The sequence below is a fragment of the Amphritea sp. 1_MG-2023 genome (assembly GCF_030547545.1).
Classification (GTDB): Bacteria; Pseudomonadota; Gammaproteobacteria; order Pseudomonadales; family Balneatricaceae; genus Amphritea.
The window spans coordinates 1-23,288 of record NZ_JAUOQE010000037.1 but is presented as its reverse complement, the minus strand read 5'-3'; the positions used below and the strand labels follow the sequence as shown (position 1 = coordinate 23,288).

Here is a 23,288-nt window from a genome sequence, read left to right as displayed (position 1 = left end):
CTTACTCATCTTATTGGCCGTTAAATGTGTTTACTGATGGCATTTAATCTGACTGATAAGTGCTGAGCGAAGCGCTTATTTGATGACGTTAACAGCCAGCCTCTTGTAGGTATTCCCTTTATGATCGTGTCAACCGATGCCTCCTTTGCAGATCTCTCCGCTACTTTGTAGCAGCCTTTAATCGACTAGTGCTTAGCATCTGTGATGTTGAGCATATAATTCGGCCGTACATCGTGTCATAACGGATGTGCAACCGAGAGTGACTAAGGAACGACAAGCATTGCGCGACAATGTTAGACAATTCAAGCCTTGTAACTGTCACGGAAATGCAACTTTCTTCTATCTTTATGTTTTTAAAAGGATAAATAATGTTGGAACAGTTATTGAAAGATATTTGAACGACAATAAAAAATGTGCACTTAATGCAGACAATTTATACATTTCTGGAGCTTGAAAATGACAACCGTTCTATTGGATCCTCAAGAATTACAGCACCAAATGGATAGCGAAAAAGTGGTACTGATTGATACCCGTAATCCCGAGCAGTTTGCGGCCGGTCATATCCCAGGCGCTGTCAATATTCACGATATTTTTACTTTTCTAGCAGCCTCTACCCCAGAGGGTATTGCTGAACTGAAAGAGAAATTTGCCAGTGTCTTTGGTCAGGCCGGTTTATCGGGTGCAGAGACCGCCGTTGTATATGAAGACTCTATGAATTCAGGTTTTGGTCAGTCTTGTCGTGGCTATTTCTTACTCTGTTATTTGGGTTACCCAAAAGTGTCCATTTTGCATGGTGGTTTTAAGGCATGGCAAGCGGCGGGCTTAGCGGAGACAACCGAGGTATCAACACCGGTGGCCGTAGAATTTCCGCTTGATCATAGTGCGGATGAATTGATGGTCAATAAAGAAGATGTGTTAAAGGCGATCGATAATGAAGGCATTGTACTGCTGGATGTACGTGATGTTGATGAATGGGTAGGCACGAGTTCATCGCCTTATGGCCGAGATTATTCGTCTCGCAAGGGGCGATTACCTGGCGCACGCTGGTTGGAATGGTATCGATTGATGAAGCCGGGTGCTGTGCCGATGTTTAAATCTGCTGAGGAGGTGCTGGCAGATTGTGCCAGTGTTGGTATTAATAAACAGAGTAACGTCTACCTTTATTGTTTTAAGGGAGCACGAGCATCGAATACATTGGTGGCGTTGAAAGCAGCCGGTATTGAAAATGTAAAACTGTATTTCGGTTCTTGGAATGAATGGGCCGAAGATGATGCCTTGCCCATCGAGACCGGTTTGCCTTACGCCTGTTAAACGCTCAATTTCAAATGACAAAGCCCTGAACCTTGGTTCGGGGTTTTTTCGTTTCAACGGCACTGAATAAGGTCGTAGTGAATGCGTTTTTGGCAGACAAACAGCATAGCGCAATGTCTGACAATGCTTATATGACATTGATTGACAATTCTGCAGGATAATTGTTTTAAGAACTTTGTTTGTGATTAAGTATTTGATTTTAAATGATTAATTTTTATTGGCATCGATGATGCAATTATACAACTAAACATCTGGAATGTTGATAACAAACTCTACAGTTCTGCTCAATCCTTTGGAGAAAAAAATGAATACAGCAATAACCCCCAAAACTGTTTCCAGCCACCTACGTCCGATTGATCGTGATGGTTTGATGACATTTGCAGAAAAGGGTCGAAATAACCCAGGTAACCGCGGCACCAACAAAGTACATACCATCACCGATGGTCAGTATCGCACGGTCAGCCATATTAATAAGCATGAAGTGGTGGTTGATGAGCCACTACATCTGTTTGGTGAAGATACTGCGCCAGCGCCGGGTGAAATTGTCCTGTCAGGCTTAGGTGGTTGTTTGTGTGTTGGCATCACGGCAGTGGCCACCTGGAAACAGGTGAAGTTAAGCAAACTGGAAGTTTTTCTCGAAGGTGATATTGGCAACCCAGCCGCATGGGGTGCCGGTGGTGCTGAGATGTTACCTGAACAAATGGGCTTTCAAGAAATTCGAGTGAAGGTGCTGATTGAAGGTGATGCATCTCGTGAAGAGTTGGATGAGATTGTGCAACATGCCAATTTTTTCTCTCCGGTTGCCAACACGATGCGCAATCCCATTCCTTTTAGCATTAGCTTGATGGATTAATTGGAACATTAACTGACTTTGAGAGGTATGCCATGAATAGCGTTGCAGTTTCTTCACTTACAGCTCCCTGGGCCGATGATTCCAAGGTGCTTGCCGATGTTGGTTCGGTTGCGCGGCAGCAACTTGCATCAGCCGCCAAGCGTATTGATGAGGGGTATTATCCGCTCGATATCATGGCAAACCTCGGTCAGGCAGGTGCGTATGCGGGTCATTTAGATCAGCATGGTTGCCGTTTTGGATTATCTATATTAACGATGAGTGAGATTAGTCGGCATTGTGGTGCTACTGGTTTTATGAGTTGGGCGCATGACGTGTGTGGTTTATATATGGAGCAATCAGGTAATCCTGCGTTACTCGCACGGCTTGATGATCATACCGCAGGGCGAACCTTTGGTGGTACTGGGTTATCCAACCCTATGAAAGCGCTAACCGGTATTGAAAAAATGGCACTTAGCGCAAAAAAAGTGGCTGGAGGTTATCGAGTGAGTGGCACCCTGCCGTGGGTTAGCCATATCGGTCCAGGTCAGTATTGTGGGGCGGTGGCGACCGTTGAGCGCGGTGATGGCAGCCGCTCCCATGAGATCATGTTTATGTTGGATCTTGATGAACGTGTCAATTTACGTGCCTGTCCTGAGTTCTCCGGTATGGAGGGCACCAGCACTTGGGCGATATCGCTGGTTGATTATTTTGTCAGTGAAGATCAGATGATGGCGGATCCTGCGCGTCCTTTTATACAACGTATTCGCGGCGCTTTTGTCTTGCTTCAGGTGGGTATCGCCGCGGGTGTTATACAGGGCTCGATTGATTCGATGCGAGACGTCGAACCAACCTTAGGCCATGTTAATCAGTATCTACATAATCGTCCAGATGAGTTGCAGGCCGAGTACGATGATTTAGTTAATCGCGCGTTGGTGCTAGCAGAAACCCCCTATGAAGGCAGCAAAGAATACCTGTTGGATGTGTTAGATGTCCGTTGTCAAGGTGCGGAATTATCTCTGAAGGCCTCGCAATCGGCCTTGCTACATCAGGGAGCAAAAGGCTACTTAATGAGTGCTGCCGCGCAGCGACGTATTCGAGAAGCTCATTTTGTCGCGATTGTTACACCGGCGATTAAACACCTGCGCTGGGAGATGGCAAAACAAATGCGTGAGGAGGTGCCAGCATGAGCAAGGAATTTCCACAATGGAGACAGTATCTCTGTCGTGCCTGCGGGCTTATTTATGATGAAGAGAAGGGTGATCCCGATAGTGGTTTAGCGCCGGGCACGCGTTTTGAAGATATTCCGGATGATTGGGAATGCCCGCTTTGTGGCGTCACTAAAACAGATTTCGAATTATTTGAAAAACCGGTCGTCACAAGCATTGAACAGGTGACGGATTTTAACCGTGAGCCGGGTATTGTGATCGTTGGTGCCGGTTTGGCAGGTTGGGCGGCTGTCGAAGCGATTCGTCAGTTAGATCAACAGGTGACCATTACATTGATCAGTGCCTGTCAGGCTGATCTGTATCACAAGCCTGAATTATCTGTCGCTATTAGTCGCGGCTTAGATAAAACGGCCTTGATACAAGAGCGCGGTATTGATGCGGCTCGTCGTCTCGGTGTCCAGCTAATGTCAGCCACCTTTGTGGTTGGGGTTACCGCTGAATTAAATCAGTTGCGCACGACACGAGGCTCGCTTACCTACACTAAGTTGATTTTAGCTCAGGGTGCTAAACCGGCGCTGCCTAAGCAACTTCCGCCGAGTTTATGTTGGCGCGTGAATGATTTGAATAGTTGGTCGGCCATGCAGCAAGCGTTGGCTCAAGGGCCGCAGTCGATCGCGATTGTCGGTGCCGGGATGATTGGTTGTGAAATCGCGGAAGATTTTATCCGTGCAGGGCATCGGGTCGCATTATTGGATCGTAATGAGTTGCCATTAACAGGCTTACTGCCTCCTCAGGCGGCTAAGCGGTTAGCTGAAAGTCTGATGGATTTAGGGGTTAACTATCGTGGCAATAGTGAGATTAACGGCATTGTCGAGCAGGCCAACGGTACGAAACGAATTAGCTTTAAAGGGGGGGATATGCTCGATGTTGATCACGTGCTGGCGGCCACAGGTTTGATAACGGATAACCGTATTGCTCGTCATGCGGGTCTCGATTTTGAGCAGGGTATTAAAGTGAACCCAACGACCTTACAAACCAGTCAGCCGCATATCTATGCGTTGGGTGACTGTATCAGTATTCAAGGCACACCCTGTCGCTTTATTGAACCGATTAAACATCAAGCTAAATCAATTGCTCATGCCATTCTCGAACATGATAGCCGAGGATATGTACACAGCGATCCGGTGATACGCCTGAAAACTCGCTCATTGCCGGTGGTGATGAAGGGCTTACCACTGTCCGGAATTGGTTGGACATTGATACATGAAGACACCGACACCTTGGTGATGGAGCAGCGAATTGAAAATCAAATCGTGTCCCATCTCAAGGTAGGGGCAAGTTCACAAACTAAAGCCGCTTAAATTTTATAGTTTGGCTGTAACAAAACGCAGCTGTGCAAATAATGATATCGATCTTTTATGAAAGGAAGACAACATGATTAGTAATCGCGAAGAAGTAACTCAACTGATTTTGTCCGCCAAAGTACGTAAAGGTATTAAGTGGGCTTCCGTCGCGGAAGTCGTCGGTCTATCAAAAGAGTGGACGACTGCGGCTTGCCTCGGTCAGATGACTTTTGATAAACAGCAGGCAGAGAAAGTGGGTGAATTATTTGAGCTATCCGATGAAGCGATCGCATGGCTGCAAGTCACACCTTACAAGGGTTCCTTACCAACCGCCGTGCCAACCGATCCATTACTCTATCGTTGGTATGAAATCGTCAGTGTTTATGGTAGCACCATCAAAGAACTGATTCACGAAGAGTTCGGTGATGGTATTATGAGCGCCATTGATTTCTCCATGGATATTAACCGTGAAGCGGATCCCAAAGGTGATCGGGTGAATGTTGTCTTATCAGGTAAATTTTTGCCCTACAAAACTTACTAAAAAGTAAGTCTCGCGTTCTTTATCTGAAAGCGTATGTCTTTACGGCAAAAGCCACCCTCGCAAGAGGGTGGCTTTTGGTTTTTCTGTCGTAACCTATCTCGTGACTCGGCTGAACTCATTGACGAATCAAGTAGTCGAACGCGCCTAGTGCAGCGGTTGCACCGGCACCCATCGAGATGATGATCTGCTTAAACGGTACGGTGGTGACATCACCGGCAGCAAACACCCCAGGCATACTGGTTTGGCCTCGGCTATCAATCACAACCTCACCGCGGTTACTCAGTTCGATACTGTTTAGCAAAAAGTCGCTGTTGGGTACTAAGCCGATTTGAACAAAGATACCGGCGACATGTACCACATGGCTGATATCCGTTTTGCGATCTGTGTAGCTAAGACCAACCACCTTATTGCCATCACCTAATACTTCGGTGGTCATCGCCTCTTTAATGATGGTGATATTGGGCAGTGATTCCGCTTTTTTTACCAACACCGCGTCAGCTCTCAGGGTATCAGAGAACTCCAGCACGGTAACGTGCTCAACAATACCAGCCAAATCAATCGCGGCTTCGATGCCGGAGTTACCGCCACCAATTACCGCAACGGGTTTACCTTTAAATAATGGACCATCGCAGTGAGGGCAGAAGGCAACACCTTTGGTTTTATATTGCTCCTCACCAGGAACATTCATTTCACGCCAGCGGGCACCGGTCGCTAGAATCACCGATTTAGCGGTTAACACGGCACCGTTTTGTAGTTCAACCTGTTTGATCTGCTGACCATCAGCGGCTGTTATGTCGCGGATATCAACCACACGCTGAGTGGTCATCACGTCGATATCGTACTCTTTAACGTGTTCTTCTAATCCAGCGACTAACCGTGGACCATCAGTCGCTTTGACGGAAATAAAGTTTTCAATTGCCATGGTATCCATCACCTGACCACCAAAGCGGTCGGCGACAATACCGGTACGGATACCTTTACGCGCGCTGTAAATAGCGGCGGAGGCACCCGCGGGGCCGCCACCCACGACTAAAACATCAAAAGGGGCTTTATCGGCGAATACGGCGGCCTGTTTTTCAGTGGCGCTATCATCGACTTTATTAATAATCTCTTCTAATGTCATGCGGCCATTGCCAAATGGCTGACCGTTTAGCATCAGGGTGGGTACAGCCATGATACCGAGTTCTTCGACTTCTTTAGGGAAGACGCCGCCGTCAATCATGGTTGCGTTAATATTTGGGTTGAGAACTGCCAGCAAATTAATTGCCTGAACAACATCGGGGCAGTTGTGGCACGATAATGAGATGTACACTTCGAAGTTCAGCGGTTTGGAGAGGCTTTTGGCCTGTTCCTGTAACGCGGCTTTTTCTTTACTCGGGTAGCCCCCCGCTTGCAATAAGGCCAGCACCAATGAGGTGAATTCATGCCCCATCGGTACACCAGCAAAGGTTACCCTAGCGGTTTCACCTTGTGGGCCAACACTCATGCGTGGCACACGGCCTGAGTCATCGGTTTTGATTGTCAGCGTTATTTGCTCTGATATATCAGTGATTTCTCTAGCCAGTTGTTCGAGTTCTTTGGACTTTGGGGTTTCGTTGATAGACACCGTCAACTCAATCGGATTATCGATTTTCTGAAGGTAGGTGCCCAGTTGCTGTTTCATGTTGCTGTCTAACATAAATCACCATCCGGATTGAATTGAGTTAATAATGTGTTGAGTGGCTAATCAAGTACCCACCATCATTGTTAGTCATGTTGATGGTGGGTTGTTGCGTTGATAGGCTTTAATTAAAGTCGCCTTATCACCGCTGTCGGATCAGATTTTGCCAACGAGATCGAGTGATGGCGCGAGCGTCGCTTCTCCTTCTTTCCACTTGGCTGGGCATACTTCACCTGGGTGAGCTGCCACGTACTGAGCTGCTTTGATTTTGCGCAGCAGATCATCGGCGTCACGACCAATACCTTCTGCGGTGATTTCCATCGCTTGAATGACGCCTTCTGGGTCGATCAAGAAGGTTGCACGATCTGCTAGGCCTTGACCTTCACGCAGCACACCAAAGTTATTGGTGATGGTGGCCGTCTGATCACCTACCATGTAGTAGTTGATAGTACCGATGGCGTTAGAGGTGTCGTGCCATGCTTTGTGGCAGAAGTGTGTGTCGGTAGAGACAGAGAACACTTCAACACCCATGCTTTGCAACTCTGTGTATTTGCTGGCCAGATCTTCCAACTCGGTTGGGCAGACAAAAGTGAAGTCAGCAGGGTAGAAGAAGAAAACTGCCCATTTGCCTAACACATCGGCTTCGGTGATGTCGACGAATTCACCCTGTTTGAAGGCGGTGGCTGAGAAAGGTTTTATGGCTGTATTAATCATGTTAGTCACTCCAGTGAGCATAGTTTTATGAGTAAACTCATATGTTTGAGAACGAGATCTATAATGCATGATGAGATTGAATAGTTTAAATTGATTGTATTTAATATTTTGATAGCCAGTTTCAATTAAACGTAAATAACGTTGCGCTAATGGGGGAGCTACTAAGAGAAGCTGACATGACGACGGCGATGTGGTTTAAAGCAAGCACCGCCATTGCCGCCGACATTAAAGCCCGCTGATACCTCATCGAGACATGGTGAACTATGATTTGCAGTCAGTCCTCTGTTGAATGTAGTAATATGTGCTTAATCGAGAGTCCGAGTCGCATACGAGGTAGGTAATCATGGCAACTGAAAATGATGTTGATCAGACAGCGCAGCTTATGCTGATGCGCAACGAAATAAGCCGCTTGATGATCCATTAGCGGCCATTAAAACAATGCGTTTAGAGCAGTTGGCGGTATGTCGTTTAAAAAGCATGCAAGAGATGCAAGAAATGGAAGAGAAAGCGAGCAACAGTGAAAACGACATAACCTGAAAGGCTTAAGCAGAAGCGTGTAATGGCCTCAATTATGAGCATTATGCTGCTAATGTTTAAACATTAATTTTAGATAATCTACAGCTTAAAAAGCTATCAGAGTGGCTAGCTGTCAATTGATTCCCAATGAATATCTCTCTCTTCATAGGCATCAATGTTGAGCTCGTTTTCTATGTGAGATAGGTGACGCTTCATCAATTTAATTGCTGTCGTTGAATCCTTGGCTTCAATCGCATCGATAATTTGCGTGTGTTCGTCTTCAGGGCAGGCGGGTATTTTAGGGCCGTCATAAAGCGCAATGATTAAGCAGGTTAGTGGGCATAGCTCGGTCATCAGTTTATTGATGACTTGGTTGCCAGCAGGCACGCCAATTACAGCAAGCTTTACTAATGTAGGAAGTGTTCGCTTTGTAACTTCAAAAGAGAGTATACAAGGGTATTTATAGAGGGTGTTAGGGGACGGAGTCCTGTTTTCCTGCAACGTTAATTTTCAAAAGAAGGGCTAGATTTTTCATCAGTCTATAACGGATTGATTAATAAATCGGGCCCCTTCTACTTGAATCACGCCCTATGCAAGCGTTACAACCCTAACTTATTGGCGACGTAGTCGGCGTCTTTATCGCCTCGACCCGATAGGTTAACTAGGATGGTTTTATCCTTGCCAAGTGTCGGGGCAACTCGCATCGCCCAAGCAACGGCATGGGCGCTTTCGAGTGCTGGGATGATGCCTTCCACTTGAGACAGCGTCATAAAGGCGTTGAGGCACTCTTCGTCGGTGACGGATTGGTATTCAACCCGTTCGATATCTTTCAGATAACAGTGTTGTGGGCCGACGCCGGGGTAATCGAGACCAGAAGCAATGGAGTGAACCGGCAGTGGTTCGCCGTTTTCATCCTGCAGTACGTAGCATTTGAAACCGTGAATCGCGCCGGGCGTGCCGAGTGTTAAAGTGGCTGAATGGTCTTTGGTATCCAACCCTTTACCGGCGGGTTCGACGCCGACGATTTTAACGTCGTTATCTTCTAAGAAAGCGGTGAACAGGCCCATGGCATTAGAGCCACCACCGACACAGGCGGTGATGATGTCCGGATTTTTACCGTGACGATCGTTAAATTGTTGCCGGGCTTCGCGGCCGATAATGCTCTGGAAATCGCGCACCATTTTCGGGAACGGGTGAGGGCCAACCACCGAGCCAATGGCGTAGATAAACTCTTCTGGGTTTTTTAGATATTCTTCAAACGCGCTATCGACGGCATCTTTGAGGGTGGCGGTGCCACGGGTGACGGGCACCAGTTTGCAACCGAGAATTTTCATCTTGGTGACGTTTGGATGTTCTTTCTCGATATCGACCTGTCCCATGTGAATTTCACAGGGGATGCCAACCAAAGCACAAGCCGTGGCGAGGGCTACGCCGTGTTGTCCCGCGCCGGTTTCGGCGATGACTTTCTTTTTACCCATAAACTTAGCCAGCAGGGCTTCGCCTAAGCAATGGTTAATTTTGTGAGCCCCGGTGTGGTTGAGGTCTTCACGCTTGAGATAGATCTGCGCGCCGCCGAGTTTTTCGCTGAGGCGTTTGGCATGGTAGATTGGGCTTGGGCGGCCCACATAATCCTGATTGAGTTGCATTAACTCGGTTTGAAATGCCTCGGTATGACGGATCTCTTCGTAAGCCTGATCGATATCATCCATCACTTTTTTCAGTTCAGGGGGGATTATCTGACCACCGTATTGACCGAAAAATCCCTCTTTGTCGGGCATAGGCGCAAAATCAAACTGACTCATAAGACCTCTCTTAGTTCATTTCGATGAGTGAACTCAATGTGATACCGTCAGTGACGTATATCTGAAATGTTTGTAATATTTTTAGACAAGCAATGAAATATATCGCTGCTGTTGGCCGCTGCCAACTATTCGGGGGAATTATTTACAAAAAAGGGGGCGGTTTGCTGAATTAACCAAAGTCGAGCTCTATCTGCTGCTCTTTACTGGCGGTTTTTTTAAACCCAAGGGCTTTCTGACGTCGACTGATCTCTCTCAGTTGCGCACGGGCTTCATGGTAGCAATGAAAAATGGTGTGATTGATCGTACCTTTGTTATTCTGACTGTTGCTCCAGGATTCACTCAGCACCCAGTCCCCCATCAGATCCTGATAGAGTCGGACAATAAAATAATCCTGTTGCTTGCGCCAACGAATAATCAAAAAGTAACCTGAACTTATTTATCTAGAAATGATGTCAAACCGTAAGGCGGGCAATTATAATCGGCGTTTCCTCCCTTAACCAGCTGATTTTATAACCTTTGGAGCGATCTTTGAAACAATCCAGACTGAACATCGTAGCGGATGAAAATATTCCTGCTTTGGAACGCTTATTTGGTGATCTTGGTGAGATCCATAAAGTGTCGGGTCGTGCGATGCAAAACAGTGATTTGCAGCAGGCTGATCTCTTGTTAGTGCGTTCAGTGACTCAAGTCAATCAACGGCTGCTGGAGAATACGCCGGTACGCTTTGTCGGTACGGCGACCATTGGCACTGATCATATTGATACGGCTTGGTTAGCACAGCAGCAGATTGGTTTTTCCAGTGCGCCGGGATGTAATGCCGATGCGGTGGCTGAATATGTGATCAGCAACCTGTTGCTGGTGGCGGCTGAAAAAGGTTTTGAATTAACCGATAAGGTTATCGGTATTGTGGGTGTGGGGAATGTCGGACGGCGGTTACAGCAGCGCTTGGAAAAGCTGGGCGTGGCATTGTTATTGAATGACCCACCGAGAGCCGCTGCCGGTGAAGAGGGCTTTGTGGAATTACCTCAGTTGCTGCAAGGGGCGGATATTATCTGTTTACATACGCCATTGACTCAAGCGGGAGAGTACCCAAGTTATCATTTGTTGAATGATAGCAATCTCGCCTGCATTGGTGATGATGCGATATTACTGAACGCAGGGCGCGGCCCTGTGATAGATAATGCGGCGTTATTAGCTTGGCATCGACAGCGCCCCGATGTCACCTTGTTGCTGGATGTGTGGGAGCATGAACCTCATGTTGATAGTGCATTGGCGCAGCAGGTGCGTATCGGTACACCGCATATTGCTGGGTATACCCTAGATGGCAAAATTCGCGGTACTTGGATGCTGTATCAAGCCTTTTGTCAGCATCAGGGGATCACCCCGACGATGGCGTTGTCTGAGTGTTTAGCGCAGGCTGGCGCGGTGCCACAGATCGCACTGCGAGGGGGGGAAAGTTTAACCGATATTGTGCATGCGGTTTATCAGCCGGAGGCCGATTATCAGCGCTTTATGGCATCGTTGATGGATGTGGCTGAGCAACCGCTGGCCTTTGATCAGTTACGTAAGCATTATCCAGTGCGACGAGAGTTTGTCGCTGCGCAGTTTAGTGGTGAAAAACCAACCGAGCGATTGTTAGCCCAATTGACGGCGGCGGGATTTGTCATCGATTGACTCAGTTGATCTCTATGGGCTGCAGGCTGTGATTAGCCTGTCGGCTTTATCGGTTGTAATAGCCGATGTTGGCTTTAAATAGTTTAATTGCTTATTCACAACGCGGAAACGGTCTAATGGCTCGGAAACTGGCATCCATACAAACGGAAAAAAACCTCACGGATCTGCGCGTGCAGATTGGCGATCCTGTGCGGGTTGAGATTCGTTCTCCGCGGGCAAAGTTTACCGCTCGGTTGGTGGGCTATATGGAAAACGGAGGCATTATGATCTCTGCCCCTTCGGCCACCAGTGGTGTCCCCACGTTGATTAATGAAGGTAATTTGGCCAACCTTCGGCTGATCAGTGGTAATCGAATATGTAATGTAACGTGTAAAATACTCAAGCAGTATGATCAACCATTTGCCTATTGGTTATTAGCCTATCCGCAAACAGTCGAATCGAAGCGCATACGCGGACACAGCCGGGTGCCGGTTCGCTTAAGTTGTTCTATCGATGATTATGATGAGATGTCGGAACGGCAAGGATTGCCCGCCAGTGCACTCTGTGTTGATATCAGTCAGAGTGGTTTATGTTTGCAATTACCCTACGCCTTAGGCGAGGTGGGTGAGTATTTTTATTTAACCACTCGCTTACAGATTAGTGATATTGATCAAGTGTTGTTGGTGCCCGTCGAGCTGAGGAATGTTCACAGTAGTTCGGTGGAGTCCGGTAGTGTGTTTAATCACGGTTTTAAATTTTTTGAGTTAGATGAAGATACGCGATTGATTATCGCGGCTTTTGTCTATCAGCAGTTATTAGTAGAAACCGGTCATCTTGATCAGACCGGGCAGGAGTTTTAGATGTTTCGGCTTGGTTTGATTGTGAATCCGTTAGCGGGTGTGGGCGGCAGTGTGGCCTTAAAAGGGAGTGATGGTGACGCGACGGCTCAGCAGGCGTTATCTCTGGGGGCCGAGCCGAAAGCGAATTTACGCACGCAACAGGCCTTAGCGGCCTTGACGGGTTTGGAACTTGAACTGTTGACCTATCCGGGGGAAATGGGTGAGACGAGTGCCCGTATTGCAGGGTTTGAACCACGGGTCATCGGCCAGATTACGCCGGGGCAAACCGCTGCAGAGGATACCGAACGCGCCGCTCAAGAGATGGCGGCACAGGGGGTTGATCTGATTTTATTCGCCGGCGGTGATGGCACGGCGCGTAATATCTGTCATGCAATCGGTGAATCGGCGCCGGTCTTGGGGATTCCCGCCGGTGTCAAAATACATTCCGGGGTGTATGCGGTGACGCCAAAAGCCGCGGGTGAGGTGGTTGCCATGTTGATACGCGGTGAGTTGGTCACCTTAGCCGATCAAGAAGTCCGAGATATTGATGAAGATGCTTTTCGGGCAGGTCGCGTTCGGGCTAAATATTATGGTGATTTGCTTGTGCCACAAGAGGGGCGCTTTGTGCAGCATGTTAAACATGGTGGACGAGAGATAGAAGCACTGGTGCTGGATGATATCGCCGCTGATTTTGCCGAAAACATGGAAGATGGTGTGCGCTATATCATGGGCTCCGGTTCGACAGTACAGGCATTGATGGATCATCTTGGGCTTGAAAATACTTTGTTAGGCGTTGATCTGATTGAGAACGGTGAGTTGATTGGTCAGGATTTGACGGCCCAACAATTACTCGAGTTGACCGCTGATATCGACACTCGGCTGGTGATTACCGTGATTGGCGGGCAAGGGCATATTATTGGGCGTGGGAATCAGCAGCTCAGCCCTGAACTCCTGCGCCGCATTGGTCGAGATAATATCATCGTGGTGGCCACTAAAAGTAAGATTAAGGCGTTAGAAGGACGTCCGCTGATTGTTGATAGTGGCGATGCTGAGTTGAACCATCAATTTTCGGGGTTGATTCGGGTTATCACAGGTTACCGTGATGCAATTCTCTATCGCGTGGCTGATCTATAACGGTATCGACAATCTGCCGTTGTAACAGGCAAAATGTCTGTTCTTTGCATAAGCTTAAGTTGTATAGAAGCGAGTGCAAGGAGTCAGACGATGGGGTTTTCATTAATATGTTTTTATCTGCAATTATTGTTACCCGACTGGATGTCGAATCGTTACCCTGATGGTGATCATTTTTACCGGCGAAGATTTACGGCGGCTTATAAAGCGCGGCTACGTTGGGCATATCGTCTGTGGTTAGGATCAGCGCTATTGATGCTAACCTTGCCGTCGCCACCGATTATTATCGGCTTAGGTCTGTTTACCACTTTTATCTCTTTTTCTTTACTCGATGAGAGCTAATGTCAGGCGACCTTAATTGATTTTAAAATGAAATCTATCTGTAACAGTATTGTCGTTTTCTCTGGTTACCCTGCGGTTTGAATATTGGTTACCTGACGTGTAAGCGTTTCAGGTGCGTTGATTTAAACTGGGGAAAATTATGTCCTTTTTAAAAAAGGCCGCCGTTGTTGCTGCGGTTGCAGGTATTACACTCACGCTGGCCGGGTGTCAGTCACAACAGGTTGAACATGAGATGGCTGCGCCTGCGCCCGTGCTGAATAATCAAGATCTATATGAAGTGGGTCATGAAGGCCGTCATTATGTGTTTGATGATTTTGCTGTCTATCAAGAATTTTTAAGCGTTGGTGAAACTTCATACCGTAAAGTCTTTATCGGTGAAGGACCACAGGGTAAGTCTCTTGTGTTTGGCCTGCGTAGTGAAGATAAGAAAAAGTTGGAAGGGCTTGCTGGTGTCTCTATGTACAAGGGGCAGATGCCTGCCGCTGATGATTTCTACGGTGAAATGCGGGGCGAAGATGGTCGTTTATATGTCTTTAGTCGCCTTGAGGATATGCAAGCCGTGCGTAACACCGGTGAAGCGGCCTTCCGTTTAACCCAGATTGGTAATGGCCCTCAAGGGCAGACGGTTGTTTTTGTACTGAATGACAGTAACAAGAAAGTGTTTCCGACTGAGCTGGTGGCGCGTTTTAAGCAGATGAACAACCTATAATTATGTGATCGCTTGGAGTGGCGTTATCAATCTGTAGCATCGATTGAGCAATTGTCATTGCCACGGTTTCTATGTTTGACTATAAGCCCGCTTAGCGGGTTTTTTATTGCCTGATAATCCACTGGGCAGTGATACTCGAGTCTGCCATGGGTACGTGGTGAAAATGATAGGTGCACAGGTTTTTATATTAGAGGGGCTGTTAGATCCATAAATATAGGCCTAGCTGAACTTAAGTCGTGTTAAGTTAGCAGCCCATTCTGGGGTAAATACAGGCGCTAAATTGGAAACTAGCTATCCAATGGGTGCTAAAGTTAGCGTTGCTATGTGTTTTGCTGGTTTTGGTGCGGCTTTATGTTGTTAGTCACCTTTTTCTGTGAATAATGTTTGTGCTGCACCTGCGTAATATGGAATATATAGAGTCGCTGTTGGTTGACAGTTCTGATCAGTATTAATGGCCTGTGGGGTGAATCTCTTGAGTACACGATATCTCAAACGTTTTTTTAAACCTAAATCGATTGCGGTGTTTGGAGCCTCTGAAAAAGACAACAGTATGGGCGGCGTGGTACTGCATAACCTGATTGAAGGAGGCTATGAGGGTAAGTTGATGGCGGTTAATAAGCGCGGCTATGATAGCGTGCACGGTATTACCTGTTACAGCAACTTATCCAAGCTGCCAGAGATGCCTGATCTCGCCATTATTTGTTCACCGCCTGAGAGCGTTGCTGACTTAGTGCGTCGGCTCGGCATCAAGATGGTCAAGGCGGCACTAATATTGACTGGTGGCTTATCACGTTCGCGCGATCCGATGGGTAAAAATCTGCGGGATGAGATCATGGATGCGGCTAGGACTCATGGTGTCAGAATTCTCGGACCCGACTGTATGGGGATGTTGGTGTCAGGTAATCATATGAATGCCAGTTATTCCCATCTTAATATTCGTAAAGGTAAAGTGAGTTATGTCGGGCAGTCTGGCCTGTTAGGCACGGCGATGATTGATTGGGCAAATGGTCAAGAGATCGGTTTTTCGCATTTCTTGACCTTGGGTGAAGGGGTGGATATCGATCTGCCCTCGATTATCGACTATTACGCGCAAGATCCCTACACGCAGTCGATTTTGATTCAACTGGATCATTTAGTTGGCTCATCTCGTAATCTGTTAAGCTCGCTGCGTTCTGCCTCGCGTAATAAGCTGGTGTTGGTGCTGAAATCCAATATGATTTTCACCGAAGATAAAGAGCACCTTCCCGCATTGGGCATTAAAGATGAGGATCTTGTCTATGATGCAGCGCTGCGTCGCGCGGGTGTGGTACGCGTGAGTACCGTCGATCAACTGTATAATGCCCTAGAAACGCTCTCGCGTATGAAGCCGATGCGGGGTGAGCGTTTAGCACTGGTGTGCAATGGTATGGGCCCTAACGCGCTGGCCACCGATCAGTTATTACGTAACGGCGGAGAACTGTCAGAACTCTCCGATGAGACGGTTACCGCGTTACGCGGTGTGTTGGCCAATCACTGGAATCTGAAAAACCCTATTGATCTGCATGCGGATGCCACCCCAGAACGGTTTGCTCAAGTGACACAGCTGTTGACCAAAGATCCGCATGTGGATGCTGTCTTGGTGATTCATGCGCCGACACGTATGGCTCCCGGTGCTGAGACCGCCAAAGCGATTATTAATGTGGCTCGTAATACACCGCGTAATATTCTCACCTGTTGGATGGGACGCAGTACGGCGATCGAGTCACGCAATCATTTTAATGCCGTTGGCGTACCTACCTTTATCACCCCAGAGGAGGCGGTTAACGCATTTATGCATATGGTTGAGTTTCGTCGTAATCAAGAGGTGATGCGACAAACGCCGGCGCCTTTTGTTGATCCGAACGAACAGAATCATCTGCAAGCGAAACAACTGATCGCTGAAGCGCTGGCCGAGGGGCGTGATTATCTGACTCACAGTGAATCGATGGATCTACTGGATCAATATGATATCCCTATCTCTCATAGTCAGTATGCCGATGATGTTGATGGTGTGGTGAAGATTGCTAAGCGACTCGGTGGCACCGTTGCCGTGAAGGTAATGCATCCGGAAAATGTTTATCCGTTTAATTATGATAATCGCCAATCTCCACGTTGGAAAGATTTAGCACTCGATCTGTTTTCTGCTGAAGAGGTAAGGCAAGCGGCGACGAAACTGGCCTTTCGTGTGCAAGAGCGCTTTCCTGAAGGGCCGAAAGGCTTTTGTGTACAGCAGATGAAGCGGGGTTATCAGTCGTTACAGTTTAATCTGGGGATCACTCGAGATCCGGTGTTTGGTCCGTTGTTATTGTTTGGTAAAGGCGGTTATTCGGTGGACGTGTTAGCCGATCGTCAAGTGATGTTACCGCCGCTGAATTTGAGTCTAGCGCGTCGCTTGATCAGCACTTCACACATGTATTCGGTGTTAAAGGAGAGCAGTACGCAGCTTGAGCGGGATATCGAGCAGCTCAGCGATCTGCTGATTAAGCTCTCGCAAATGGTGGTTGAATTACCCAATTTGAAAGGCTTAGAGATTAATCCTCTGTTAGTCAATCGACGGGGAGTGCTAGCGGTTGATGTGGCCGTATCATTGGGTGAACCGTCAGTGCTGGCGATCTCTCCTTATCCTGAATATTTAAGTGAACATATTTCATTGCGTAAATCGGGCCGTAAAGCGATTGTGCGTGCTATTCGTGGTGAAGATGAGCCAAATCACTTGGCGTTTTATAATAAGCTCAGCCCTGAGTCGATTCGACTGCGCTACTTTTACAGTCGGGGTATCCCAACGCATCAGGAATTGGCTAATTGGACGCAAATAGATTACGACCGAGAGATGGCCTTTATTGTCACGGCCCCTCAGCAGGGGAAACCGGGTTGGGAAACACTCGGCGTCGTGCGCGCTGTCACCGATGCGGATAATGTACGGGCTGAATTTTCTGTGGTGATCAGAGATGATTTACAGGGCGAGGGGCTCGGCGTGGTGCTGATGCAAAAAGTTATCGATTACTGTACCGCTCGAGGAACGCTGTTATTAATGGGTTCGACCCTCACCGCGAATAAAGGCATGCAGGGTCTGGCGCAAAAGCTTGGTTTTAAAAACCATTACAACATGGAAGAAGATGTCGTTGAGATGGAGATGATGCTGAACGAGCCAACCGAAGACTGGCAGCGCACCCGATTGAAGGGTTAAATTGGTCATCAAAAAACCACCACTGCTGGTGGTTTTTTATTCCCCCGACTTTCAGTGTCGTCTGCGGTCATCAGAGTCGATGAGATCTCGCTATACGTTCGGGCAGTACATCTCGTGTAACGTATGAATAATACGTGTGGCAGTATCACCTGCGAGAGAGTAATAGATGGTTTGTGATTCGCGTCGAGTACTCACCAAGCCATCTTTACGGAGTACGGCTAGATGTTGGGATAGTGCCGATTGACTCAAGTCGAGGCAATCATTTAGCTCGGTGACCGATAGTTCTTTACCATCGAGGTAACAGAGTATTAAGAGGCGACTTTCGTTGCCGAGTGCTTTCATCAACTTTGCGGCGTTAGCTGAATTTTCTTTCATCATCGCCAGAGTTTCGGGATTCATCTTTTGGGTCGCTGTATTCAATCGATATTCCGCCAGTTGTTATTATTCTTCTACGGAACGTTAATAGTTGATCAAACGCTCTGTAATAAAAATTGATTGTACTGTAGCAGCGCTTGAATCTCAATTTACTAATGTAGTGCTTTTAAATATTAGCATAAACTAATATAATATCCAGATGAAAAGTGTTGCTATAAAAAAGGGACAATCGATGCTGCGAACTTCACTGATTAATTTGTCAATGAACCGCCCTAAGTGGGTATTTTGGGGCGTCTTGTTGTTGACGCTCATCGCAGGGTTGCAGATACCCTCCATTAAGGTCGATACCGATCCTGAAAATATGTTGCCTGCCGATAATGTGGCGCGCGTCTTTCATGATGATGTCAAACAGCGTTTTGGTTTGCATGACATGATCGTTGTTGGCGTGGTGAATAATTCCCCTCAGGGTATCTATAATTCACACAGCCTGTCTGAATTGCAGCAGCTTTCTGATGCCATCGTGCAGATGCCGGGCGTGGTGAGTCAGGATCTGATGTCACTCGATCGGGTGGATAATATCAGTCAGGAAGGGCTGGGTACTATTCGTTTTGAATGGATGATGAAACAGGTGCCGCAGCAGCAGGCGGATGTTGATCAGATTCGTGCCTCGGTGGAGCGTTTACCGTTACTCAATAATACCTTGGTCTCCGGAGATGGAAAGGCGGCGGGGATCTATGTGCCGATTACACATAAATCTGAAAGCTATCGTATTTCCGGCTTGATTGAGGATCAAATTCAGACACTAAGCAGCACGAACGAATATTATATCTCTGGCTTACCGGTTGCCGAAGATACTTTCGGTGTTGAGATGTTTGTGCAGATGGCCATTTCAGCGCCGTTGGCTGGATTAATGATTTTTATTCTGATGTGGGTGTTCTTTCGGAGTTTTTTGCTGATCAGCGCGCCGATGTTGGTGGCCATGGGGGCGGTGATTATCACCATGGGATTATTGATCGGTCAGGGCTATACGGTGCATATCATGAGTTCGATGATACCGATCTTCCTGATGCCGATAGCGGTGGTGGATTCCGTTCATATCTTATCGGAGTTTGCCGATCGTTATCGCCCAGGTGAAGACCCGAAAGCCGCTTTAAAAGAGGTGCTAGGGCATCTATTCACGCCCATGTTGTATACCTCGATAACCTCCGCCGTGGGTTTTGCTTCCTTAGCGTTTACGCCCATCCCCCCGGTGCAGGTGTTCGGTTTACACGTGGCGTTCGGTATTATGTTGGCGTTCCTGCTGACCATCACCCTCGTGCCAGCGTATATTATTAGCCTTTCACCTGCTCGCATGGCACAGCTGAAAGATCACAATATTGATGAGGATGATCAATCCCTATTGGGCCGATTGTTGATCTCTATTGGGCGCTTCTCGATCGCTAAGTCGAAAGCGCTGTTGTTGCTATTTGTCGTGATTGTGGTCGGCAGTGCTTATGGTGTCACGCAAATTCAGATTAACGATAACCCTGTGCGTTGGTTTAAAGCCGATCATCCATTACGGGTGGCTGATCGAGTGATGAATCACCATTTTCCCGGGACTTATAATGCCTTTCTGGTACTCGACAAGATCAGTGATGTGCATAGCGAGTTAGAGCAGCAGTTATTGAGTCGCGCGGCGCAAGAAGATGTCGAGCTACAAGAGAAATTAGATAGCGTTAAGGCGGAAAGCTTTATTGAATATACCAACGGCTTGATCAATTTATTCGATCAGCTTAGCTATGATGATGCTGCTCATGAAACCCTATGGCTTGAGTTGCTCGCTATCAGTGAACAGGCGCAGATAAGCAGTAAGTATTTTCTCACGCCAGCAGCGATGCACTATCTTGATGAGCTTCAGCACTTCTTGGATCAGTCGGAATATATCGGCAAAAGTAACGGTTTACCGACGTTACTTAAGACGGTTTATCGTGAGTTGAATGGCGGGGCCGAGGAACAGTTCAAACTGCCACCGAGTGCCGCTGCGGCAGCGCAAACGGTTTTAAGTTTTCAGGGATCGCATCGTCCTGATGATCTGTGGCACATGGTCACACCGGATTATCGTTCAACCGTTTTGTGGTTACAGCTAAGCAGCGGTGATAATCAGGATATGAGCCGCGTGTTAACACTGGTTGATGACTATGTGGCCGAACATCCGTTACCCGAAGGCGTGGCGCTTAACTGGGCAGGTCTGACATACATCAATGTGGTATGGCAGGAGGAAATGGTTAACGGTATGCTCAATAGCTTAATGGGGGCATTTTTTATGGTGCTGATTATGATGGTGTTGCTGTTCCGTTCGATCAAAATTGGCCTGTTATCGATGCTACCATTAAGCGTTACCATTCTATTTATCTATGGCCTGATCGGCTTGGTTGGTAAGGAATACGATATGCCGATCGCGGTGCTGTCGGCGTTAACGTTAGGTCTGTCTGTTGATTTTGCCATTCACTTTTTAGAACGCACTCGGGCTATTTATCGACACTGTGGTGATTGGCAGCAAACGATTGCTGAGGTGTATCGGGGGCCTTCGCGTGCGATTAGTCGTAATGCCGTGGTGGTGGCCGTAGGTTTTACGCCGCTGTTGTTCGCCCCATTAGTGCCCTATATCACGGTAGGCTTTTTCTTGGCGACCATTATGGCGGTGTCTGCGGTCGTTACGGTGATGCTATTGCCGGCGATCATGCAGATGATCAGCAACAAAGACGCGCTATTTGGTGTGAATACCGATGTAAAGGAGAGTAACTGATGATGAAACAACTGTTTAAGGCATGCTTGATGGGGCTGATGTTGAGTGCTTCGCTGCAAGTTGTGGCGGCCGATCTGAACAATGTTAATGAGATTGTCAGTCAAGCGAATCTGGCATCGTATTATTCGGGGGCTGATGGTCGATCTGAAGCACGGATGTTGATTGAGGATTCACAGGGACGGCAGCAACAGCGTCAATTTACTATTTTGCGACGCGACTATGAAGACGGGGGGGATCAGCAATTCTTGGTTGCCTTTAGTCGCCCTGCGGATGTTCGAGATACTGTGTTTTTGGTTGAAAAACATACGCAAAAAGATGACGATCGTTGGCTCTATCTGCCAGGGCTCGATCTGGTTAAGCGAATCTCTGCCGGGGACAAGCGGACGAGTTTTGTCGGCTCACACTATTTTTATGAAGATGTGTCTGGGCGAAATCCGCAGGACGATCAGCATCAATTAGTCGATACGACGGCTGAGTTTTATGTGCTAGATAACACCCCTAAAGAGCCGAGTAACGTCGAGTTTAGCCGTTACCGAGTATGGATCGATAAAAACACCATGCTGCCAATGAAAACCGATTATTACGATACCCATGATAAGCTGTATCGTCGGGTTGAAGTACTCCAAACCGAGTTGATTCAAGGTGTTCCTACGGTGACTAAATCACGGGTTAGTGATCTTGTCAGTGGTGCCAGTACCACGATGGAGTTTCGTTTTATTCGCTATGATATGGGTATGGATAGTGCTGTCTTTTCTGAACGCTCGCTACGCAATCCACCGCGTCAGTGGCTTAAACGTCCACAGTAGAGAGTTGACAACCGATGACTAGCTCAAGCAAAAATACTATCCTGTCATTGACACTGATTTCATTGGCTTTTACACCTTTGGCGATGGCGCAAACGGATGTGTCAACGGTTGTAACATCGAGCGAGGGTCGCTGGGAAGACAAGAGCTCGAAGGACGATGGCTGGGGTGATGATAGTTGGGATGATAGTTGGGATGAGAGCGGCGCGGCTGACAGCGCTACTGTCTGGCATGGCTTCTTTGAAGCGGGTTTAGGCAATCGGATCAGTTATGATCCGGCTTTGAATGATCGCTTTTCACCAGTGGATGATGCGACGCTCGCGGATTTTCGAGTTCGCCTAGAAACCAGTGGTTTTGTGGGGAATGATCGTTATGCGTTTAAAGCCGATGTTTATGCGGATGGTGTTGAGCAGGGGATAAGAACGGATCTACGGGAAGCGTCCTATACCTTAAGCCCCGGACAGCGAACCGATCTTAAACTAGGGCAACAGGTGCTTACTTGGGGCACCGGTGATCTGCTGTTTTTGAATGATCTATTTCCGAAGGATTGGCAGTCTTTTTTCGCCGGACGTGATACTGAATATTTAAAAGCGCCGGTGGTAGCGGCTAAAGCCAGCTATTACGGTGAGACTGCTAGTATTGATCTGGTATGGATGCCGGATTATACCTCTGATCGTTATATTAATGGTGACCGTTTTTCATGGTTTTCATCGCAAACGGGCAGCAATGTCGCGGCCCCACAAGGGCATATTGATGCCGATGAGCCCTCTAATAGTTTGGCTAATGGGGAGTTTGCGACGCGAGTCTACGGTAGCATCGATAGTACTGAGTGGGCGCTTTATGGCTATCGTGGGTTTCAGAAACAACCTAATGGGTTGGACAGTGCTGGGAATCCCGTGTTTAGCCGCCTGAGTGTACTGGGGGCCAGTGTGCGGGGTAATCTAGGGGTGGGTTTAGCTAATGCTGAAGTCGCTTGGCACATGGCTGAGGATAATGATGGTTCTGATCCATACCTACCCAACAGTCAATTTCGCTTTTTGCTAGGATATGAGCGGGAGTTACTGCCAAGGTTAACGCTGGGGCTGCAATACTATCTCGAGCAGACATTGGATTATGCAGCCCTTGAAACGGCTTCGTCATCTTCTTACAACCCCGAGGAGTATCGCTATCTGTATACTACCCGACTGAACTATCGTATGTGGCAGGATAACTTGGTGTGGTCACTGTTTGCGTTTTACTCTCCGAGTGATGATGATCATTACCTTCGGCCATCCGTCAGCTATCGCTACAGTGATAACCTCAGTGTCGCGGTTGGGGCTAATATTTTTGAAGGTGAGAAACCAAATACATTCTTCGGTCAGTTTGAAGATGCCAGTAATGTCTATGCTCGAATACGCTATGCTTTTTGATCGACATTAAACAAAAAACCGGGCTAAGGCCCGGTTTTAGTTGATTAGCGCAGCGATACTGAGTCGTAACGCTGGCTAAGGAAGGTGCGAATAAGTCCGTTATATTCTCTGCGGACATTAGAATGGCCAGATACGCGAAAGCCAGTGCAGCG

At 47.6% G+C, this 23,288-nt stretch carries 20 protein-coding genes; 14 read left to right on the top strand and 6 right to left on the bottom strand.

All coding sequences use genetic code 11. The features are described 5' to 3' along the window. The first annotated feature begins 456 nt into the window (after positions 1-456). The 5 genes from Q4488_RS16230 to cynS all read left to right on the top strand — a co-directional run bounded on the left by Q4488_RS16230 (position 457) and on the right by cynS (position 5,193). A complete protein-coding gene (locus Q4488_RS16230) occupies positions 457-1,311 on the top strand; it encodes a sulfurtransferase (RefSeq protein WP_303581530.1) in 855 nt (284 codons plus the stop codon). A gap of 304 nt (positions 1,312-1,615) precedes the next feature. After that, positions 1,616-2,164, top strand: a complete 549-nt coding sequence (locus Q4488_RS16225; RefSeq protein WP_303581529.1) for an OsmC family protein — start codon at positions 1,616-1,618, stop codon at positions 2,162-2,164. A 32-nt stretch (positions 2,165-2,196) separates the two neighbouring features. After that, positions 2,197-3,330, top strand: coding sequence for an acyl-CoA dehydrogenase family protein (locus Q4488_RS16220; protein WP_303581528.1), 1,134 nt, complete (start codon positions 2,197-2,199; stop codon positions 3,328-3,330). Beyond that, positions 3,327-4,670, top strand: a complete 1,344-nt coding sequence (locus Q4488_RS16210; RefSeq protein WP_368411589.1) for an FAD-dependent oxidoreductase — start codon at positions 3,327-3,329, stop codon at positions 4,668-4,670. Before Q4488_RS16220 ends, Q4488_RS16210 begins: the two co-directional genes overlap by 4 nt. A 73-nt stretch (positions 4,671-4,743) precedes the next feature. Beyond that, positions 4,744-5,193, top strand: a complete 450-nt coding sequence (gene cynS / locus Q4488_RS16205) for a cyanase (protein ID WP_303581527.1) — start codon at positions 4,744-4,746, stop codon at positions 5,191-5,193. Positions 5,194-5,308: 115 nt separating this feature from the next. Here the strand turns inward: cynS and ahpF are convergent, their stop codons facing one another. The 5 genes from ahpF to Q4488_RS16180 form a co-directional block, all read right to left on the bottom strand. Continuing rightward, positions 5,309-6,871, bottom strand: a complete 1,563-nt coding sequence (ahpF, locus tag Q4488_RS16200) for an alkyl hydroperoxide reductase subunit F (protein WP_303581526.1) — start codon at positions 6,869-6,871, stop codon at positions 5,309-5,311. Positions 6,872-7,009: 138 nt separating this feature from the next. Continuing rightward, positions 7,010-7,567, bottom strand: a complete 558-nt coding sequence (gene ahpC, locus Q4488_RS16195; protein ID WP_303581525.1) for an alkyl hydroperoxide reductase subunit C — start codon at positions 7,565-7,567, stop codon at positions 7,010-7,012. Between the two features lie 642 nt (positions 7,568-8,209). Further along, complete coding sequence (locus tag Q4488_RS16190; RefSeq protein WP_303581524.1) at positions 8,210-8,584, bottom strand: FCD domain-containing protein; 375 nt, start codon at positions 8,582-8,584, stop codon at positions 8,210-8,212. Between the two features lie 98 nt (positions 8,585-8,682). Then, positions 8,683-9,885, bottom strand: a complete 1,203-nt coding sequence (trpB, locus tag Q4488_RS16185; protein ID WP_303581523.1) for a tryptophan synthase subunit beta — start codon at positions 9,883-9,885, stop codon at positions 8,683-8,685. A 169-nt stretch (positions 9,886-10,054) separates the two neighbouring features. After that, positions 10,055-10,303, bottom strand: a complete 249-nt coding sequence (locus Q4488_RS16180; protein WP_303581522.1) for a hypothetical protein — start codon at positions 10,301-10,303, stop codon at positions 10,055-10,057. A 110-nt stretch (positions 10,304-10,413) separates the two neighbouring features. On the opposite strand from Q4488_RS16180, the gene Q4488_RS16175 reads away from it, so the two are divergent. The 6 genes from Q4488_RS16175 to Q4488_RS16150 all read left to right on the top strand — a co-directional run bounded on the left by Q4488_RS16175 (position 10,414) and on the right by Q4488_RS16150 (position 17,764). Further along, a complete protein-coding gene (locus Q4488_RS16175) occupies positions 10,414-11,559 on the top strand; it encodes a 4-phosphoerythronate dehydrogenase (protein WP_303581521.1) in 1,146 nt (381 codons plus the stop codon). A 116-nt stretch (positions 11,560-11,675) separates the two neighbouring features. Beyond that, positions 11,676-12,398 carry a flagellar brake protein gene (locus Q4488_RS16170; protein WP_303581520.1) on the top strand — a complete coding sequence of 241 codons (723 nt, stop codon included), beginning with the start codon at positions 11,676-11,678 and terminating at the stop codon, positions 12,396-12,398. Continuing rightward, positions 12,399-13,511 carry an ATP-NAD kinase family protein gene (locus Q4488_RS16165; RefSeq protein ID WP_303581519.1) on the top strand — a complete coding sequence of 371 codons (1,113 nt, stop codon included), beginning with the start codon at positions 12,399-12,401 and terminating at the stop codon, positions 13,509-13,511. Between the two features lie 90 nt (positions 13,512-13,601). Further along, on the top strand, positions 13,602-13,850 hold the full coding sequence (locus tag Q4488_RS16160; RefSeq protein WP_303581518.1) for a hypothetical protein: 249 nt from the start codon (positions 13,602-13,604) through the stop codon (positions 13,848-13,850). Positions 13,851-13,989: 139 nt separating this feature from the next. Beyond that, complete coding sequence (locus tag Q4488_RS16155) at positions 13,990-14,559, top strand: hypothetical protein (RefSeq protein WP_303581517.1); 570 nt, start codon at positions 13,990-13,992, stop codon at positions 14,557-14,559. Positions 14,560-15,022: 463 nt separating this feature from the next. Further along, positions 15,023-17,764 (top strand): bifunctional acetate--CoA ligase family protein/GNAT family N-acetyltransferase, encoded by a 2,742-nt coding sequence (locus Q4488_RS16150; protein WP_303581516.1) that lies wholly within the window; start codon positions 15,023-15,025, stop codon positions 17,762-17,764. A 90-nt stretch (positions 17,765-17,854) separates the two neighbouring features. Here the strand turns inward: Q4488_RS16150 and Q4488_RS16145 are convergent, their stop codons facing one another. Further along, complete coding sequence (locus Q4488_RS16145; RefSeq protein WP_303581540.1) at positions 17,855-18,163, bottom strand: metalloregulator ArsR/SmtB family transcription factor; 309 nt, start codon at positions 18,161-18,163, stop codon at positions 17,855-17,857. Positions 18,164-18,371: 208 nt separating this feature from the next. Between Q4488_RS16145 and Q4488_RS16140 the strand changes: the two genes are divergently transcribed. The 3 genes from Q4488_RS16140 to Q4488_RS16130 are packed head-to-tail and all read left to right on the top strand — an operon-like array spanning position 18,372 to position 23,136. Continuing rightward, on the top strand, positions 18,372-20,924 hold the full coding sequence (locus Q4488_RS16140; RefSeq protein WP_303581515.1) for an RND family transporter: 2,553 nt from the start codon (positions 18,372-18,374) through the stop codon (positions 20,922-20,924). Beyond that, the gene (locus tag Q4488_RS16135) at positions 20,924-21,730 is read left to right on the top strand and encodes an outer membrane lipoprotein-sorting protein (RefSeq protein ID WP_303581514.1); all 807 of its coding nucleotides are present in this window, start codon (positions 20,924-20,926) and stop codon (positions 21,728-21,730) included. The genes Q4488_RS16140 and Q4488_RS16135 overlap by 1 nt, the downstream gene beginning before the upstream one ends. Positions 21,731-21,744: 14 nt before the next feature. Next, positions 21,745-23,136 carry a hypothetical protein gene (locus tag Q4488_RS16130; protein WP_303581513.1) on the top strand — a complete coding sequence of 464 codons (1,392 nt, stop codon included), beginning with the start codon at positions 21,745-21,747 and terminating at the stop codon, positions 23,134-23,136. The last annotated feature ends 152 nt before the right edge of the window (positions 23,137-23,288 follow it).

Excerpts from the sequence above, each read along its gene's own strand:
- Q4488_RS16230 (WP_303581530.1), top strand. The coding sequence starts at position 457 with ATGACAACCGTTCTATTGGATCCTCAAGAATTACAGCACCAAATGGAT.
- Q4488_RS16225 (WP_303581529.1), top strand. The coding sequence starts at position 1,616 with ATGAATACAGCAATAACCCCCAAAACTGTTTCCAGCCACCTACGTCCG.
- Q4488_RS16220 (WP_303581528.1), top strand. The coding sequence starts at position 2,197 with ATGAATAGCGTTGCAGTTTCTTCACTTACAGCTCCCTGGGCCGATGAT.
- Q4488_RS16210 (WP_368411589.1), top strand. The coding sequence starts at position 3,327 with ATGAGCAAGGAATTTCCACAATGGAGACAGTATCTCTGTCGTGCCTGC.
- cynS (WP_303581527.1), top strand. The coding sequence starts at position 4,744 with ATGATTAGTAATCGCGAAGAAGTAACTCAACTGATTTTGTCCGCCAAA.
- ahpF (WP_303581526.1), bottom strand. The coding sequence starts at position 6,871 with ATGTTAGACAGCAACATGAAACAGCAACTGGGCACCTACCTTCAGAAA.
- ahpC (WP_303581525.1), bottom strand. The coding sequence starts at position 7,567 with ATGATTAATACAGCCATAAAACCTTTCTCAGCCACCGCCTTCAAACAG.
- trpB (WP_303581523.1), bottom strand. The coding sequence starts at position 9,885 with ATGAGTCAGTTTGATTTTGCGCCTATGCCCGACAAAGAGGGATTTTTC.
- Q4488_RS16170 (WP_303581520.1), top strand. The coding sequence starts at position 11,676 with ATGGCTCGGAAACTGGCATCCATACAAACGGAAAAAAACCTCACGGAT.
- Q4488_RS16165 (WP_303581519.1), top strand. The coding sequence starts at position 12,399 with ATGTTTCGGCTTGGTTTGATTGTGAATCCGTTAGCGGGTGTGGGCGGC.
- Q4488_RS16160 (WP_303581518.1), top strand. The coding sequence starts at position 13,602 with ATGGGGTTTTCATTAATATGTTTTTATCTGCAATTATTGTTACCCGAC.
- Q4488_RS16155 (WP_303581517.1), top strand. The coding sequence starts at position 13,990 with ATGTCCTTTTTAAAAAAGGCCGCCGTTGTTGCTGCGGTTGCAGGTATT.
- Q4488_RS16145 (WP_303581540.1), bottom strand. The coding sequence starts at position 18,163 with ATGAATCCCGAAACTCTGGCGATGATGAAAGAAAATTCAGCTAACGCC.
- Q4488_RS16140 (WP_303581515.1), top strand. The coding sequence starts at position 18,372 with ATGCTGCGAACTTCACTGATTAATTTGTCAATGAACCGCCCTAAGTGG.
- Q4488_RS16135 (WP_303581514.1), top strand. The coding sequence starts at position 20,924 with ATGATGAAACAACTGTTTAAGGCATGCTTGATGGGGCTGATGTTGAGT.
- Q4488_RS16130 (WP_303581513.1), top strand. The coding sequence starts at position 21,745 with ATGACTAGCTCAAGCAAAAATACTATCCTGTCATTGACACTGATTTCA.